Source organism: Streptomyces sp. RKAG337 (assembly GCF_023701715.1).
Lineage (GTDB): Bacteria > Actinomycetota > Actinomycetes > Streptomycetales > Streptomycetaceae > Actinacidiphila.
Window position 1 is genome coordinate 395,769 of the sequence record NZ_JAJOZA010000001.1, and the last position, 15,521, is coordinate 411,289.

General features: G+C 71.3%; 16 protein-coding genes and 1 pseudogene. 5 read left to right on the forward strand and 12 right to left on the reverse strand.

All coding sequences use genetic code 11. The annotated features are described in order from the left end of the window. The first annotated feature begins 63 nt into the window (after positions 1-63). The gene (locus tag LNW73_RS01765; RefSeq protein ID WP_250988566.1) at positions 64-567 is read left to right on the forward strand and encodes a cupin domain-containing protein; all 504 of its coding nucleotides are present in this window, start codon (positions 64-66) and stop codon (positions 565-567) included. 32 nt (positions 568-599) lie between these two features. Here LNW73_RS01765 and LNW73_RS01770 read toward each other — a convergent pair whose 3' ends face one another. Continuing rightward, positions 600-1,379 carry a DUF6227 family protein gene (locus tag LNW73_RS01770; RefSeq protein WP_250988567.1) on the reverse strand — a complete coding sequence of 260 codons (780 nt, stop codon included), beginning with the start codon at positions 1,377-1,379 and terminating at the stop codon, positions 600-602. Positions 1,380-1,697: 318 nt separating this feature from the next. Between LNW73_RS01770 and LNW73_RS01775 the strand changes: the two genes are divergently transcribed. Then, positions 1,698-2,951, forward strand: a complete 1,254-nt coding sequence (locus tag LNW73_RS01775) for a phosphodiester glycosidase family protein (protein ID WP_250988568.1) — start codon at positions 1,698-1,700, stop codon at positions 2,949-2,951. A 31-nt stretch (positions 2,952-2,982) separates the two neighbouring features. Here LNW73_RS01775 and LNW73_RS01780 read toward each other — a convergent pair whose 3' ends face one another. From LNW73_RS01780 to LNW73_RS01810, 7 genes and pseudogenes are all read right to left on the reverse strand, one after another. Beyond that, complete coding sequence (locus LNW73_RS01780) at positions 2,983-4,413, reverse strand: GH1 family beta-glucosidase (RefSeq protein WP_250988569.1); 1,431 nt, start codon at positions 4,411-4,413, stop codon at positions 2,983-2,985. Between the two features lie 79 nt (positions 4,414-4,492). Next, entirely contained in the window at positions 4,493-5,422 is a 930-nt protein-coding gene (locus LNW73_RS01785; protein WP_250988570.1) for a carbohydrate ABC transporter permease, read from the reverse strand. Further along, positions 5,419-6,381: a carbohydrate ABC transporter permease gene (locus tag LNW73_RS01790; protein ID WP_250988571.1), complete on the reverse strand. Its 963-nt coding sequence runs from the start codon at positions 6,379-6,381 to the stop codon at positions 5,419-5,421. Before LNW73_RS01790 ends, LNW73_RS01785 begins: the two co-directional genes overlap by 4 nt. A gap of 157 nt (positions 6,382-6,538) precedes the next feature. Further along, the gene (locus LNW73_RS01795) at positions 6,539-7,849 is read right to left on the reverse strand and encodes an ABC transporter substrate-binding protein (RefSeq protein ID WP_250988572.1); all 1,311 of its coding nucleotides are present in this window, start codon (positions 7,847-7,849) and stop codon (positions 6,539-6,541) included. 407 nt (positions 7,850-8,256) lie between these two features. Further along, positions 8,257-8,514: pseudogene (locus LNW73_RS01800) on the reverse strand (substrate-binding domain-containing protein); the annotation flags it as partial. Positions 8,515-8,698: 184 nt separating this feature from the next. Continuing rightward, on the reverse strand, positions 8,699-8,911 hold the full coding sequence (locus tag LNW73_RS01805) for a hypothetical protein (protein ID WP_250988573.1): 213 nt from the start codon (positions 8,909-8,911) through the stop codon (positions 8,699-8,701). A 73-nt stretch (positions 8,912-8,984) separates the two neighbouring features. Further along, the gene (locus LNW73_RS01810; protein WP_250988574.1) at positions 8,985-9,371 is read right to left on the reverse strand and encodes a hypothetical protein; all 387 of its coding nucleotides are present in this window, start codon (positions 9,369-9,371) and stop codon (positions 8,985-8,987) included. 265 nt (positions 9,372-9,636) lie between these two features. Between LNW73_RS01810 and LNW73_RS01815 the strand changes: the two genes are divergently transcribed. From LNW73_RS01815 to LNW73_RS01825, 3 genes are all read left to right on the forward strand, one after another. Next, positions 9,637-9,840, forward strand: coding sequence for a hypothetical protein (locus LNW73_RS01815; RefSeq protein WP_250979052.1), 204 nt, complete (start codon positions 9,637-9,639; stop codon positions 9,838-9,840). 115 nt (positions 9,841-9,955) lie between these two features. After that, positions 9,956-10,201 carry a hypothetical protein gene (locus tag LNW73_RS01820; RefSeq protein ID WP_250988575.1) on the forward strand — a complete coding sequence of 82 codons (246 nt, stop codon included), beginning with the start codon at positions 9,956-9,958 and terminating at the stop codon, positions 10,199-10,201. Positions 10,202-10,752: 551 nt separating this feature from the next. Then, positions 10,753-11,322, forward strand: coding sequence for a TetR/AcrR family transcriptional regulator (locus LNW73_RS01825; protein WP_250988576.1), 570 nt, complete (start codon positions 10,753-10,755; stop codon positions 11,320-11,322). 51 nt (positions 11,323-11,373) lie between these two features. Here LNW73_RS01825 and LNW73_RS01830 read toward each other — a convergent pair whose 3' ends face one another. The 4 genes from LNW73_RS01830 to LNW73_RS01845 form a co-directional block, all read right to left on the reverse strand. Then, positions 11,374-12,417, reverse strand: coding sequence for an alpha/beta fold hydrolase (locus LNW73_RS01830; protein ID WP_250988577.1), 1,044 nt, complete (start codon positions 12,415-12,417; stop codon positions 11,374-11,376). A gap of 156 nt (positions 12,418-12,573) precedes the next feature. Further along, the gene (locus LNW73_RS01835) at positions 12,574-13,374 is read right to left on the reverse strand and encodes an ABC transporter ATP-binding protein (protein WP_250988578.1); all 801 of its coding nucleotides are present in this window, start codon (positions 13,372-13,374) and stop codon (positions 12,574-12,576) included. After that, positions 13,371-14,336, reverse strand: coding sequence for a FecCD family ABC transporter permease (locus tag LNW73_RS01840; RefSeq protein ID WP_250980432.1), 966 nt, complete (start codon positions 14,334-14,336; stop codon positions 13,371-13,373). The genes LNW73_RS01835 and LNW73_RS01840 overlap by 4 nt, the downstream gene beginning before the upstream one ends. Before the next feature lie 94 nt (positions 14,337-14,430). After that, positions 14,431-15,495: an ABC transporter substrate-binding protein gene (locus tag LNW73_RS01845; protein ID WP_250988579.1), complete on the reverse strand. Its 1,065-nt coding sequence runs from the start codon at positions 15,493-15,495 to the stop codon at positions 14,431-14,433. Positions 15,496-15,521: the final 26 nt, after the last annotated feature.

Below are 15,521 nucleotides of genomic sequence, written 5' to 3' on the forward strand. Positions count from 1 at the left end.
CCGGCCGCGGAGCCGCGGACTCCGGGGTGACAATGCTGTGATCCACTCTCGAAGGAGCTGACCATGTCGTACCCGGAGCCCCGCTACCTCGGGGACAAGGGTGAGATCAACGCGGTGTTCCGGCCCTCGGACACCGAGGCGGACCTGACCTCCCCCTCGGGGAACCGCACCCACTACCTCGCGACCCACGCCACCACCGGGGGTGAGTTCGGGCTCTACAAGGTCGACATGGGGCCGAAGTCGCCCGGGCCGAGCACCCACTTCCACAAGTCGATCTCGGAGTCCTTCTTCGTGCTCTCCGGCGAAGTGGGCCTGTACAACGGTGAGAAGTGGATCACCGCGGGCGCCGGAGACTTCCTGTACGTCCCGGTCGGCGGGCTGCACGCCTTCAAGAACGACTCCGACGAGCCCTCGTCCATGCTGCTGCTCTTCGCCCCCGGCGCTCCGCGCGAGGAGTACTTCGAGCGGGTCGCGGAGATGGCGCGGCGCGGCGGCCAGGAGTTCGCGGACTTCCTGGTCCGGCACGACAGTTTCTTCGTCGACCAGGAGGAGGAGCCCGCCCGCTAGGTCGTGTCTTCAAGTCCCGTCCGGCTCCGGGGTCAGAGGGATTCGAGGCGCCGCTCCGCCGAGTCGCGGGCCGTGTCCCTGCGGTCGTAGACCTCGCAGACCGGGTGCCGGTCCGGCGTCATCGAGTGGTCCACCTCCCAGAGGCTGATCTCCTCGCCGCCCGGGAGCAGGAACGCGTGCTCGTACAGGGTCCAGCCGGCGCAGCGCTCCTCGATCATCCTGCTGTTGTTGCCCGCGAACGCTATGTCGTGGCCAACGGCGGAGAGCACCCGCAGGCGGACCGTTTCGCCGGGGAGGTCGGGGTTGACCGCCCGGCGCAGCAGCCGTACCGCGTGGTCGGCGGAGTTGGCCGCCTCGTACCTCCGCCGGCGGCGCGTGACGGACGGGGCGAAGTGCAGATCGGGCCGGCTTTCCTGCGGGTCCCCGAGTGCGCGGCTGTGCTCCAGGTCGCCGAACCGGATGTCCACCGCCAGCTCGGCCGAGAGCAGCGCCGGCTCGTCCGCGAACACCTCGTGGACCAGGTGTTCGCGGGGGCCGGTGTCGTGCTCCAGTTCCCAGAGGACGGGTGTCGTGCCGTCCGGCAGCAGGAAGTCATGCCGCAGGGTGCGGCGGCTGAGCAGCCGGCCGGGCTCCCTGCTGTAGCGGTTCGAGACCAGCTCGGTGCGGTGCACGATGGCGGTGCGCAGCCGCGCGAGCAGTGCCGCGGTGACCGGTGCCGGCCGCCCCGCGCGGGCAAGTAACCCGTCGAGGTGGTCGGACGGGGTCCGGTCGTTGAAGTCGTCTCGCGGCATGGTGGGTTCCGGGTAGGTCATGTGGCCCTCTTGATGATCACGTCCCTGCCGTTCAGGCGCTCAGAGTAGTGGTCCGTACACACTCTGTGCCAGTGGTTGTGCGATGTTCGTGCCGGCCCCGGAGAAGGTCGTGGTCAGAGCCCGCGGCGCCCATCGGATGACGCCGGGTCAGGGCACTTCGTGACTGGGCCGATCGTGGCCCGTCGCGGGCGGGCGGGTGTTTCTCCCCGCCGTTGCGGTTAGGCCGACCGGCGAAGGGTTAAAGCGTATTAAATTACTCATAACGTGACTGTTCCGGCGTGACGCAATCCGCACGGAACGGCCGGGAGAAGGAGCGTCATGACGCAAGGGGCGGGCGGACAGATCACGGACCTCCACGAAACGGCGGAGCACGGTGGCATCGCCGGTGACGACGTGGCCGAGAACGGTGGCAGGCGACGGCGTCTGCTGCCGTGGAAGCACCGGCGGGATCTGACGCCCGCCCAGCTGCGCCGGAGACAGGCCGTCACCCGGGGCGGCCTCGCCGTCGGGCTGGTGTGCGTCGGCACGGTGGGCTGGTCGGTGGGGCAGGCCCTCACCTACCCGGGCAAGGACAGCGTGATGGCGCGGCTCGCCGAATGGAGCCGCGACCACCGGATGGGCGTGGTCGTCGACAAGCTGGAGGACCTCCAGTACCAGCTCGACCCGCCGGAGGTCGGCGGCACCCTGCCGCCCGACGCGCTGGCCCGCATGAAGGCGACCACTCCCGCGACCGTCCATCAGCCCGGGCTGCCGCTGCGCGAGCCGATGGAGCCCGTCGTCAGCCCGGGGCTGCCGGGCGAGGGCGTCTGGCGCGCGGTCGCCAGCTCCCACGGGCTGCCGATCGTGCAGGCGACCTATGTGCGCCCCGACGACGCGCACACCTCGTACCAGGCGGCGATCGCCTGGATCAGCGCGAAGCACGCGCGCTTCCAGCTCCACCCGGGCTTCCGCGAGCCTGGCGGCACCTTCTCCGTTCCGCCGACCATTCCCCCTGGCCAGCGGACCGGACTCGTCGCGACCTGGAACGGTGGCTTCCGGGTCACCGACGGCGGGTCCAACGGCGGCTTCTACCTCAACGGCAGGACCGCCGGTGAGCTGCGGGACGGCGCCGCCTCCGAGGTCTTCTACCGCGACGGCTCCATCAGGATCGGAGTGTGGGGCCGCGACGTCTCCATGACTCCGGACGTCGTCGGCGTCCGGCAGTGCCTGGAGCTGATGGTCGACAGCGGCCAGGTCGTACCGGACATCGGCAACGACGCCAAGTGGGGCGTCACCGACCAGAGCAGGATGTACGTGGAGCGGTCCGGTGTCGGGGTCACCTCCTCGGGCGACATCATCATGGTCGTCGGACAGGCGCTGACCGCCCGCACGCTGGCGGATCTGATGCAGCGGGCCGGCGCGGTCCGCGCCATGCCGCTGGACATGAACCGCGCCTGGCCCTCCTTCATGGCCTACAACGGCAGCCGCGACCCGGCCAACCCCATCCCCACCAATCTCCTCGACTTCGAAAACCCGGCGGACCGCTACTACGTCAAGGCGACGCGTGACTTCGTGGCCGTCTACGGCAGGTAGTTCACGCCGTTCTGCCCCGCGCGGCCCCGCGTCAGCGGGCTGCCGATGCCTCCTCGTCCCCGTCGGCCGGCAGCCCGCCGGCGCGGATGACCTCGGCATACCATCGCGCGCTGTCCTTCAGGGTGCGCTGCTGGCTGGCGAAGTCGACGTGCACAATGCCGAAACGCTTGCTGTATCCGTACGCCCACTCGAAGTTGTCCAGCAGCGACCAGAGGAAGAAGCCGCGGATGTCCGCGCCTTCCGCGATGGCCCGGTGGACGGCGGCGAGGTGGGCGCTCAGATAGGAGATGCGCTCGGGGTCGTGGACGTCGCCCGACGGGTCCCGGTAGTCGTCGTACGCGGCGCCGTTCTCCGTGATGAGGACGGGCACGTCGGGCAGTTCCGCGCGCAGCCGGGTGAGGATCTCGTGCAGCCCGCTCGCGTCCACCGGCCAGTCCATGGCGGTACGCGGGCCCGGGGCGGCCACGAAGCGGGCGTGCTTCTCGGCCCCCGGCCAGGCCGACGGGATGGCGCTGGTGCCTGCGGCGACGACGGTGGGGGTGTAGTAGTTCAGGCCGAGCGAGTCGAGCGGCCGGGAGATCGCGGCGAGGTCACCGTCGCGTACGAAGTGCCAGTCGGTGAGCGCGGCGGTGTCGTCGAGCAGGTCCTGGGGGTAGCTGCCGTGGAACACCGGGTCGAGGAAGACCCGGTTGGCGAGCGCGTCGATACGGCGTGCCGCGTCCAGGTCTGCCGCCGACCGGGTCAGCGGCCGGACCGCGGCGAGGTTGAGCGTGAGGGAGACCTCCGCCGTCGGCGGCAGCAGGTCCCGCAGTACTCCGACGGCCCGGCCGTGCGCGAGGTTCAGATGGTGCGCGGCGCGCAGCGCGGCGGTGGGCTCGGCGCGGCCCGGCGCGTGCACGCCCTCCGCGTACCCCAGGAAGGCACTGCACCAGGGCTCGTTGAGGGTCGTCCAGGTCGGCACCCGGTCGCCGAGGGCGCCGGCGACGATCGCCGTGTAGTCGGCGAACCGCTCGGCGGTCTCGCGGACCGGCCAGCCGCCCGCGTCCTCCAGCTCCTGCGGCAGGTCCCAGTGGTACAGCGTCAGGACGGGCCGGATGCCCTTGCCCAGCAACTCGTCGACGAGGGAGCGGTAGAAGTCCAGGCCCTTCTGCAGGGCGGGGCCGCGCCCGGTGGGCTGGACGCGCGGCCACGACACCGACAGCCGGTAGTCGGTCAGGCCGAGGCCGGACATCAGGGCGACGTCCTCCGGCATCCGGTGGAAGTGGTCGGCGGCGATGTCACCGGTGTCGCCGTTGCGGACCCTGCCAGGGGTGTGGCTGAAGGTGTCCCAGATGGACGGGGTGCGGCCGTCCTCCCGGGCCGCGCCTTCGATCTGGTAGGCGGCGGTGGCCGCGCCCCATCGGAAACCCGGAGGGAAGGTGAGGGCGGTGGCGGCTTCCGGGCGCGCGTCGATGGCGGTCATCAGGAAAATCTCCCAACACGGTCGTGAGGATTCGGGGTGGTGGCACGGAGCGGAGCAGGGGGCAGCGGCGGTGGGCGGCTCACCCCTTGACGGCGCCGTGCATGATGCCGCCGACGATCTGCCGTCCCAGCAGCCCGAAGACCAGCAGTACGGGGAGGGTGCCGAGCAGCGTGCCGGCCATGATCACCGACTGGTCGTGCACGTATCCGCCGCCCAGCTGGCGCAGCGCGACCTGCACGGTGGGCTCCTGGGAGGTGAGGGCGATGACCGGCCAGAAGAACTCGTTCCAGGAGGCCATGAAGGTCAGCATGCCGAGCACCGCCATCCCGGGCCGGGCGATGGGCACGACGATGCTCCAGAAGATCCGCGCGGTGGACGCGCCGTCCACCCGGCCGGCCTCGATGAGCTCGTCCGGCAGCGCCTGCACCAGGTACTGCCGCATGAAGAACACCCCGAACGCCGAGACGAGGCCGGGCAGGATCACCGCCTGCAGCTGATTGATCCAGTGCAACTTGGCGATCAGCATGAACAGCGGGATGACGCCCAGCTGCGGCGGGATCATCATCGTGCCGACGGTGATCGCGAGCAGCGGGTTGCGGCCCCGGAAGCGCAGCTTGGCGAAGGCGAAACCGGCGAGCGTCGAGCACAGCACGGTTCCGACGGTCACCGAGCCCGACACGATGAAGGAGTTGAGCAGCGCCTTGCCGATGTCCGCCTGGTCCAGCACCTGCTGGAAGTTGTGCATCAGGTTCGGCCCCGGCAGCAACGAGGGCGGGCTCTGGGCCAGTTCGGCGTTGGACCGGGTCGCCGCGACGATGGTCCAGTAGAACGGGAAGGCGGAGAGCAGCGCGGCGACGATGAGGATCGCGTAGGCGAGCCGGCCCGCGTGGTGCTGGCGGCCGGCGCCGGTGGACCGGTGGCGCCGTGCGAGCCCGCGCCGTCCGGCGGCCGGGCGGTCCTGGTCGTCCTCGGAACCTGGGCGGCGCGCGGGTGCGGTGAGTGAGGTCATCGGCCGGCCTCCTTACGGGTGCGCCGGCGGGCGACGGCGGCGTTGACGCTGACCAGCAGCAGGATGAGGACGAACATGATCCAGGCGATGGCCGCGGCGCGGCCGAGGTGGAAGTAGCCCCAGCCCTGCTCGTACATGTAGAGGCCCAGCGTCTGGTACTGGTGCGAGATACCGCCGGAGATGCTGCCCTCGAACAGCAGCGGCTCGCCGAACAGCTGCGTCGCGCCGATCGTCGAGACGACGACGGTGAACAGGATGGTCGGACGCAGCCCGGGCAGCGTCACATGCAGGAACTGCCGCCAGCGCGACGCCCCGTCGATCTGCGCGGCCTCGTACAGTTCGCAGGGGATGGACTGCATGCCCGCGAGATAGATGAGCGCGTTGTAGCCGGTCCAGCGCCAGGTGACGATGGTGGACACGGCGATCTGCGAGGCCACCGTGCCGGACTGCCAGTCGACCGGCGAGAAGCCGACCAGTCCGAGAGCCCAGTTGATCAGACCGAAGTCGCGGCCGAAGAGCTGGGCGAAGACCAGGGTCGCCGCCGCGACGGACGTCGCGTACGGCAGCAGCACCGCGACCCGCAGGAACGTCCGGCCGCGCAGCTTGTAGTTGAGGAGATGGGCCAGCCCCAGGGCCATCAGCAGCTGCGGCACGGTGGAGAGGACGCCGATGCTGAAGGTGTTGCGCAGCGCGGTCCAGAAGTAGCTGTCGCTCAGCAGCGCGGTGTAGTTGTCGAGGCCGCGCCACTCCATCTGGTCCGGGGTCTGCAGCTCGACCCGGTACAGCGAGACATACGCGGTGTAGATCAGCGGGAAGAGCCCGAAGGCGGCGAAGAGGGTGAAGAACGGGGCTATGTAGACATACGGCGACACCCCGCGCAGCAGCCGGGTGCGACGCTCGGCGCGGGGCCGTGGCGGGGGTGCCGTCCGGGCGGGCGGCGTATCGACGGACACGGTCATGTGCCAGGCCTTCGTATCGGGGAACGGTGCTGTCGTACCGGGGACGGTGCTGTCGTACCGGGGAGCGGGTGACGGCGACGGGGTGGTGGTGCGCCGGGTCCGGGCGCGGGCGTCGGGAGGTGGATGCGTCCGGACCCGGCACGTCAGGCCGTCCGGGTCAGCCGAGGGCGTTCTTCACGCCCTTCTGCGCGTGGCTCCAGGCCTCGTCGGACGAGGTGCCCTTGCGCTCGACCTCACCCAGGGCGTTGGTGATCTGGGTGTTCACATCGTTGTCGCGCAGCCCCGGCACCTGGACCGGCGCCTGCTCGGCCGCCGTGCCGAAGACCGTGCCGATGGGCGCGTCGCTGAAGTAGGGGTCCTTCACGTCCTTCACCAGGTCGATCGCACCGAGGTTGGAGGGAAAGCTGCCCTGTTTGGTGAAGAGCTTGGCCTGCTGCTCCTTGGCGGTGATCCACTTGATGAAGACGAAGGCCTCCTTGGTGTGCTTGGCACCCTTGGGGATCGACAGGTACGAGCCGCCCCAGTTGCCCGCGCCGCCCGGCAGGGCCGCGACGTCCCACTTGCCCTTGCCGGCGTCGGCGGCCTGGCCCTTGATGTAGCCCAGCATCCAGGCGGGGCAGGCGATGGTGGCGAAGGAGCCGCTACTGAAGGCCTGGTTCCACTCGGGGGCCCACTGGGCGAGCTTGGCGCTCAGACCGTCCTGGGCTGCCTTCACCGAGGCGTTCCAGGCCGCCTTCACGGCGGGGTTGGAGTCGTAGATCAGCTTGCCGGACGCGTCGTAGTAGCGCTCCTTCTGCTGTCCGACCATCACCGAGTAGAGGCTGGCGATGCTGTCCATCCAGTGGCTCTTGGCCGGTGCCTTGGCGGCGTACTGCTTGCCCAGCGCGAGATAGCCGTCCCAGGTCGCCCACTGCTTCGCGAGCTCGACCCGGTCGGTGGGCAGCCCGGCGGCCTTGAACAGGTCGGAGCGGTAGCAGAGCGCCTCGGGTCCGGTGTCGGTACCGAGACCCAGCACCCGCCCGTCGGGCGCGGTCGCGGCCGACCACTTGGACTGCGAGAACTGCGCCTGCAGGTCCTTGGCGCCGAGAGCGCCCAGATCCTCGAACTTGTCGGCCTGCTGCCGGGTCACCGAGGCGATCCTGCCGACCTCGACCCCCTGCACGTCGGCGAGGCCGCCACCGCCGGCGAGACGGGTCTGCAGCGCCTTCCAGTAGTCGGCCTCGTTCTCGGTGTCGCTCTCCTTGATCGTCACATTCGGGTGGAGCTTCTGGTACTCGGCGTAGAGGCCGGCCTCCTTGTAGCCGAAGGTGCCGAAGAGGTCGACGGTGAGCGTGACCTTGCCCCCGTCGGCGCTGTCCGCGGAACTGCTCCCCGAAGAGCTGGATCCACAGGCGGCGAGCAGTGCCCCGGCCAGTGCGACCGCCCCGAATCGAATGGCGACGTGTCTGGCGGCTCGGGCAACGGGCATGGAAGCCTCCCATGGCTTCAGGACGGACGTGATGTCTTGAGAGCGCTCTCAAGCAATGGCCAGGAGAGTGCCCGGACATCGGGTCGGCGTCAAGAGTTGAAGCGGAAATGCCTCGCGGCGGCGCGGCGGGAATTCCTGACGGCCCGCCAGAACGGCGGTCCGAATCGCCTGCCCGAGGCGTTCCGACGGGGCGGTCGGCAGCGCCGGGGCGTGGGCCGCGGGCCCCGGAGGGCCACGCGGAACCGTCACAACCGGCGACGGACGCGCCCGTCGGAGCGGCTTCCCGCGGTCGGCCGCGGAGATCCGCGCCATCAGGCGTCCCGAGACGCGCCGGAGACGGTCGGCGTCAGGCCGAGACGCGCGTAAGCGCTCGGCGTCAGGCGGAGACGCGGCGTAGGCGCTCGGTGTCAGGCCGAGACGCGGCGGATGAGGCGGGTCGTGGTGATGACCGGGGACGGTTCCGCCGGCGTTCCGCTGCCGGGGGGCGAGGGGGCGAGGCCGCGGAGGAGCAGCCGCGCCATCAGGCGTCCCATCTCCTCGACGTCCTGCCGCACGGTCGTCAGCGGCGGGTCGGCGTACTCGCCCACCCGCGCCGTGTCGTCGAAGCCGACGACGGCCACATCGCGCGGCACCGAGCGCCCCCGCGCGCGCAGGACGCGCAGGGCGGGCCTACGGGTTCCCGTACGACGACATCAACGACCAGTCGTCCGTCCAGATCCTCAACAACGCGAACCCGCCGACCGCCCTGACACTCGGCATCGGCTGGTGAGCCACGCCCGGCGGTGCCCGGCCGGCCTCCGAAGCCGCCCGGTCACCGCCGGTCATCCGTCCCCGATCGAACGGCCCAGGTCAGGCGCCGTCACTCGGGGTGGGTGCGACGGAAGGGCGCTCGGGGGCGTCGTACGTGTCGTGCGCGTCAGGGACGGCGGGCTGCCGGGGCTCGGACTCCGGCGCGGCGGCACGGGTGACTTCGGAGCGCGGGACTTCGGCGCGGGTCACTTCGGCGCGGGTGACTTCGGCGCGCAGCATGGCGTTCAGGGCCGCGAAAGGGTCGATGGGCATGGGGGTCCTCCAGGACGAGAAGTGGGGTGTGCGTGCGGAGCGGAGCGGGGCCGGGAAGGGGCCCCTGGACCGGTCAGCAGCGCAGAACCACACAGCTCAGCCCCAGGAGGCCGGCTCCCGGGCGCCCGTCGCCCGGCACGGGGTCACGGCGCGGCAGCGCGGCCGGGGCCGGACGGATACCGCCGCGGGTCGCGTCCCGTACCGCACGCGACGACTCAGCGGCCCGCTGGGCCCGGGCCGCCCGTACGGTGGTGGCCGCCTCGTCCGGGTGCTCGTCGCCCGCGGTGGACAGCGGCTCCGAGACCGCTGTCGTGGATCGGGCTCCCCGGTCGGCCATCAGCTCCGGTGACAGCGCCCCGCCCAGCAGCAGGACCAGTGTGAGGAGCGCCAGCAGGGCGTCCAGGGCAGCGTCGGGCCCGCTGCGGCGCTGAGCGCGGCGGCACGGGAAAACGGCACCCATGGATCGGACCTCCTGGACACGGGTCCTATCCGCATTCGGTCCGCCGATCACCGGGAAGCGGCCCGCGTCCCCCGCTTGGCCTGCGGTTTCATTCGAACCGGTGAGCCGTGGCACACACCGGGTGACGGGCCCGTGCCCCGGCGGATACCCACGCGGAACGCTCCACGTGGGATGCTGGTGGGAGACGGCCGCCCTTTCAGGCCGCGATCGCCACCGTCTGGTCCATTCCGGGTGGCCCCGTTTTGCGAAACCCGACGAAGGTGCCATGACCACGCTGTTCTCCAACCCTGATCCCTCGATGCCGGTCGCGGCCCACACCTCGCCGATCCCGTCGACCGACCCCTTCCAGCAGGCCGACCTGGGTGACGAGCCCGACGATCTGGACGAGGACGAGGAAGAGACCGCTCCCCCGGCGCCGCCGGCCCAGGCCCGGCCCCGGCGTACGCCCAGGGCCGCCGCCAGGCGGTAGTCCGCTCGAAGAACCGGTGGTCCGCCGGCCGCTCGGAGCCGGGGACCGGTCGGCACGGTGTCCGGCGCGCCCGCGGAACCTACGGAGTGTCAGACCCACACGGCAGACTGTGCACATGGACGCCGAAGACGACGAACTCGCCATCCTGCAAGCCCTGCACGCGCACGCCCGTGCCGAGGACGAGGATCCGGGCCTGGTCGAGGACCTGATCGACCTCGTGCGGGGCTTCGGCTCGCTCGATGCCGCCGCCGAGGCGTCGGAGCAGGCCGAGCGCCGTACGGACACCCAGGCCCGGGAGCTGTCCGCGACGATCGACCTGTGGTGCAACCTGCCCGACGCCGACCGCAGCAGGCACCGGTAGCGGTGTGAATCCAGGGTCGGGCCTTCTGCCGGGCCCGCTCGGGACATGCGTCGGCCCCGCGCCCGAGGGGGATGGGCGCGGGGCCGACGGAGCCGGGTCAGCGCCCTCACAAACGCTGCCCGGCGGGGGCACGCCCGGGAACCAGTCGGGCGGTGCTGGTCCGCGCGCGGCCCGGCCGGTGTCCACGGCGGACGGGGGAAGACCGCCGGGATGTCGGTACGGGCCGCGCAGTTCCATGGTGGGGCCGCGGGCCCTCCTGCCCAACCCGCACTCTCCCCCTGACTGCTGCCCGCCCGACCCCTGATCATTCCCGGGGAGCGACGGGGCCTCTGGCGTGTCCCCATCCTGATGGAAACTTCAGTCATGGTCCCCGGGTCGCACCCTCCAGCCCGTTCGACGCAGGGTCCACGAGCGACGTCCGGACCTCGCTGCAACGCGAGAATCGGCGGTGCTCGCGGCATGGCCGGTCCGTACGAGGCAGCCCGAGGTCGCTGAAGTTCCGGTCAGGAAAGGGAGCCGGGTCACGGGCCGGGACCGGTAGGGTCTGGCCTGTGGCAGACCGTCGAACAGCAATCCTGGAAGCCGCCACACGCGTCATCGCGCGGCGTGGCGTGCGTGGCCTGCGCGTGGAAGAACTCGCGACCGAGGCGGGGGTGTCGACCTCGCTGATCTACTACCACTTCACCGACCGCGCCGGGGTCCTCCGCCGGACGCTGGAGTTCATCAGCGAGCGCGCCGAGCGCTACACCACCGACCGGCCGGCCGACGCCCAACCCCTCGATCCGCGCGAGGAGTTGCGGCAGACCCTGCTGCTGGAGTTCCAGGACACCCCCGCCGTACGGGAGAACAGCACCGCCTGGGGTGAGTTGCGGGCCAGCGCCGTCTTCGACCCCGAGCTGCGCGAGGACCTCGCCAAGGCCACGCTGGAGTGGGTGCAGGAGATCGCCGAGCTGCTCGGCCGCGCCCGCCCTTCCGGCACCGCCACCGGCTACGCCGCGTCCGCCGAGCGGCTGACCGCACTCCTGGAGGGCCTCAGCGTCCGCTGGCTGAGCGGCTCGCTCCCGCTGGCGCACGCGCGCGAGCTCATGGCGTCCGCCATCGAGGCGGAACTGCGCGAATGAACGGTACCGGCGGCGGGCGGCGGCCGGAAAGGTCGGGACCGGGCAACCGTTTCAGGTCGCGCTGCGTTCGCTCGCTTCCCTGATCTCCCGCCCGGTGAGGCGGTCGGCCGTGTTCCCCGCCGGACCGGCCTTCGCTTCCCCGCGGCGGCCGGCTCGCAGCAGGTCGCGCCACTGCTCACTGCTCAGACTGCCCGGCTCGGTCGTCGCGATGAAGTTCTCGACGAGCGCCAGGAAGCGGATGGGATCGGTGTGGAAGGGGAAGTGGCCCGCCCCTTCGAAGACCTCCAGCCGGCTGCCGGGCATCGCGCTGTGCGCGTCATGGGCGTGCCGTACCGGCAGCACGCTGTCCCGCGATCCCCACAGCAGCATGGTGGGCATGCCCCGCACCAGATAACAGCGGTCGAGCATGGTGACCACCTGGCCCCGCCAGTCGACCACCGCCCGCAGGGTCCTGATGAAGGCGCTGCGGGACGTCGCATCGGGCAGGGCGTCGACCAGGTTGAGCAGATCGGGCGCGTCCTGGCCCAGATCGGTGTCCAGGAACTTCATCAACTGGACGAAGGCGCGGGTCTGCAGGCCCATGGTGGGCAGCTTGAGCAACGAGAGCATCAGGTCCGCTCCCGGCAGCGAGACCGCGCGCAGGACGGGGTTGACCTCCCTGCCCACCCCACCGGTACTGACCAGCACCAGCCGCTCCGTGCGCTCGGGGAACTGGTACGCGAACTGCATCGCCACCCCGCCGCCGAGGGAGTGGCCGATCAGGGTGGCCCGCTCGATGCCGAGGACGCCGAGCAGATCCCGCATGCCGTTCGCGTAGGCGGCCACCGAGTAGTCGGCGCGGGGTTTGTCCGAGGCGCCGTGGCCGAGCAGGTCCGGGGCGATGACCGTGTTGTGGCGGGCCAGGCCGGGGATGAGGTCCGCCCAGGTGGCGGAGGAGTCGCCGATGCCGTGGATGAGCAGGATCGCCGGGCCCTCCCCGGCGATCCGGTAGGCCCTGCGGTAGCCGTGCACTACGTGGTGGCGCAGTTCGACGTCCGGGAGGGACACCGGGCGGAGTCTGCCCTCTCGGGGACTCGGCCTGGGGGTTCCGCTCATGGGCCCGCCTCCTGTTCACCGTGCGCTCATGTGCGTGCCGACCGGGCGTACCGCACCTGCACCGAGCCTAGGAACGCCCGCCGCGCGCGGGGTTTCCGGAAGGTTTCCCCGCCGCAACAACGCCCGCTCCCTCGGAGAGGCCCGCGGGAGAGCGGATCACCCGGCGGCGGCCCGTTCGACGAGTTGCAGCGCGAGCGGGTCGGCGGCGTAGACGATCCGCACGACGCCGTCGGCGTGCCGGTCCGCGCTCGCGGCTACGCCGAAGACGTCGCGCAGCACCGCCGGGGTGAGCACGTCCAGTACGGGGCCGGCCGCGACCACGGCGCCCTGCTGGAGGACGACGAGGTGGTCGCAGAGCCGGACGGCGAGGTCCAGGTCGTGCAGGACGGCCAGCGTGGTGGTGCCGATGGCGCGGATCAGGGAGAGCAGTTCGAAGCGGGCGCGGATGTCGAGGTGGTTGGTGAGTTCGTCGAGGACGAGCAGGTGCGGGCGCTGGGCCAGCGCGCGGGCCAGCAGCACCCGTTGCCGTTCGCCGCCGGAGAGCGAGGCGAAGTCACGGTCGGCCAGCGGGCGCGCGCCGCACTGGTCCAGCGCACGGTCGACCGCCTCGTGGTCCTCGGGGCCGTCCCGGCCGAGCAGTCCGTGGTGCGGTGTGCGGCCGAGCGCCACGATCTCCCGGACGCACAGCCCCGTCGCATGACCGACGTCCTGGAGGACCGCGGCGGTGCGGCGGGCGGCGGCGCGGGCGGGGAGCGTCCAGATGTCGTCCCCGTCGACCCGTACCGCCCCGCCCTCCGGCCGCAGTGAGCGGTAGACGGCGCGGAGCAGCGTGGACTTGCCGCTGCCGTTGGGCCCGACGAGTCCGACGATCTCGCCCGGGCCCACCTCCAGGCACACGTCCCGCAGGATGGGCCGGCGGTCCAGGGTGATGTCGAGCTGGTCGACGCTGAGTCTCATACGGAATCCAAGCTCTTGTTCCGGCGCAGCAGCCACAGGAAGAACGGTGCGCCGAAGAGGGCGGTGAGGATGCCGAGCGGCAGTTCGTTGGGCCGGTCCAGGGTGCGGGACAGGAGATCGACGACGACGAGGTAGATCGCACCGGTCACCGCGGCGAGCGGGAGCAGTCTGCGGTGGTCGGCGCCGACGGCGAGCCGCACCAGGTGCGGGATCATCAGGCCGACGAAGCCGATGCCGCCCGCGACCGCGATGATGGTGCCGGTCAGCAGCGAGGACAGCACCAGCAGCGCGGCCCGCAGCCGGTGCACCTCCACCCCGAGCGCGGTCGCTGACTCGTCCCCGGCCAGCAGCGCGTTCAGCTGCCTCCCGTACAGCGCGAGGACCACGGTCGTCCCGAGCACCGCGCCGCTCACCAGCGGCAGTTGGCTCCACTGCGCCCCGGCGACGCTGCCGAGCATCCAGAACATCACCGAGCGCAGCTCGTTGGGGGTGGCCCGCAGCTGCAGATAGCTGGTGGCCGCGAGGAACAGATAGCCGATGGCGACACCGGACAGCACCAGCCGGGTGGGCGCCAGCCGGCCGCCGCGCTGTCCGAGGAGGAAGACGAGCGCGACGGCCGCGACGGCCCCGGCGAACGCCGCCGAGGAGACGCCGAGGCCGCCGAGGGCGCCGGTGGTCAGTGTCATGACCAGTACGGCGCCCAGCGAGGCCCCGGAGGAGACCCCCAGGACATAGGGGTCGGCCAGCGGGTTGGCGACGACCGCCTGCAGCACGACTCCGGCGACGGCGAGGCCGCCGCCCGCGAGCGCGGCGAGCACCACCCGGGGGATGCGGAAGTTCCAGACGATCTGGTCCTGGACGGGATCGCCGGCGTAGGTGCCGCCGCCCAGGTGGGCGAGGACGATGTGCCAGATGTCCCCGAGGGGCACGTTCACGGCTCCGATGCCGACGGCCACCATCATCACCAGGACGAGCAGCGCGAGGAGGACGGGCAGGAGCACCAGGACGGACAGCGGGGAGCGGGGGCTGAGTGCGCGTGGGGTCATCTGCGGCGCGTCAGAGGGCGTCGGGGTGCAGCATCCGGGCGATGCGCTCGACGGCGAGGTCGTTGCTGGGCCCGAGATAGATGGAGTCCGACAGGACGGTGTATCTCTTGTCCCGGGCGGCGTTCCACTGCGGGAACTGCGCGAACAGCTTGCGCGCGTAGGCGTCGGGATCCGGGTCGTGATAGCTGACGACGACGAGTGCGTCCACCTGCGCGGCGGCGACCTTCTCCTTGCTCAGGTCGGCGAAGGAGTTGCTGGTGACGGAGGCGAACGCGTTGGATCCCGCGGCCTTGGCGAGGATGTCGTTCCAGATGCCGACGCCCGCGATCGAGCTGAACTCGTTCGCGCCCATCGACATGTTGGAGAAGATCACCATCACCTTCGACGGCTGCGCGGTGCCGGCCGACGCCTTGAGCTTGGTGGTGACCTTGGCGCTGATGGCGGCGATGCGCGCGCGGGAGTCCGCGATCAGCTTCTCGGCGCGGGCGCTGACGCCGAAGATCCTGCCGAGGTCGCGCAGCATCGAGTAGCTGTCGTCGATGGACGGCGGGCCCTTGACGGAGCTGGCGTCGTCGCAGCCCTTGACCGGCATGTAGGTGTGCGCGCCGATCGACGCGAGGTCCTTGCGGGTGGCGTAGCCGTTCTTGGGGTCGAAGCCGAACCCGGTGGTGGACAGCACGAAGTCCGGACGGAGGTTGAGCATCGCCTCGCGCGGGATGTCCTGGATGTCGTTGAGCTTCACTCCCCCGGTGGGCAGCTTCGCGATCGCCTGGACCCGCCCTGGCACCTCCGACATGCCGTAGGACTGGGCGTTGGCGACGATGCGGTCACCGAGCCCGAGCGCGAGCATCGAGGACACCTCGGCGACGGACGCGCCGTTCATGACGACGACGCGGCTCGGCGCCTTGGTGTACGTGGTGGTCTGCCCGCAGTCGGTGACGGTGACGGGATAGCCGGGCCCCGGTGGTTCCGCTTTCCCCGCGGTCGCCGCCGTCCCTGCCGAGGTGCCACAGGCGGCGGTGGCCAGACAGAGTGCTCCGACCGCGAATGCGGCGGTTTGCCGTTTCCATGACATGCGGGCTCCTCAGGGTGGTGCGGACT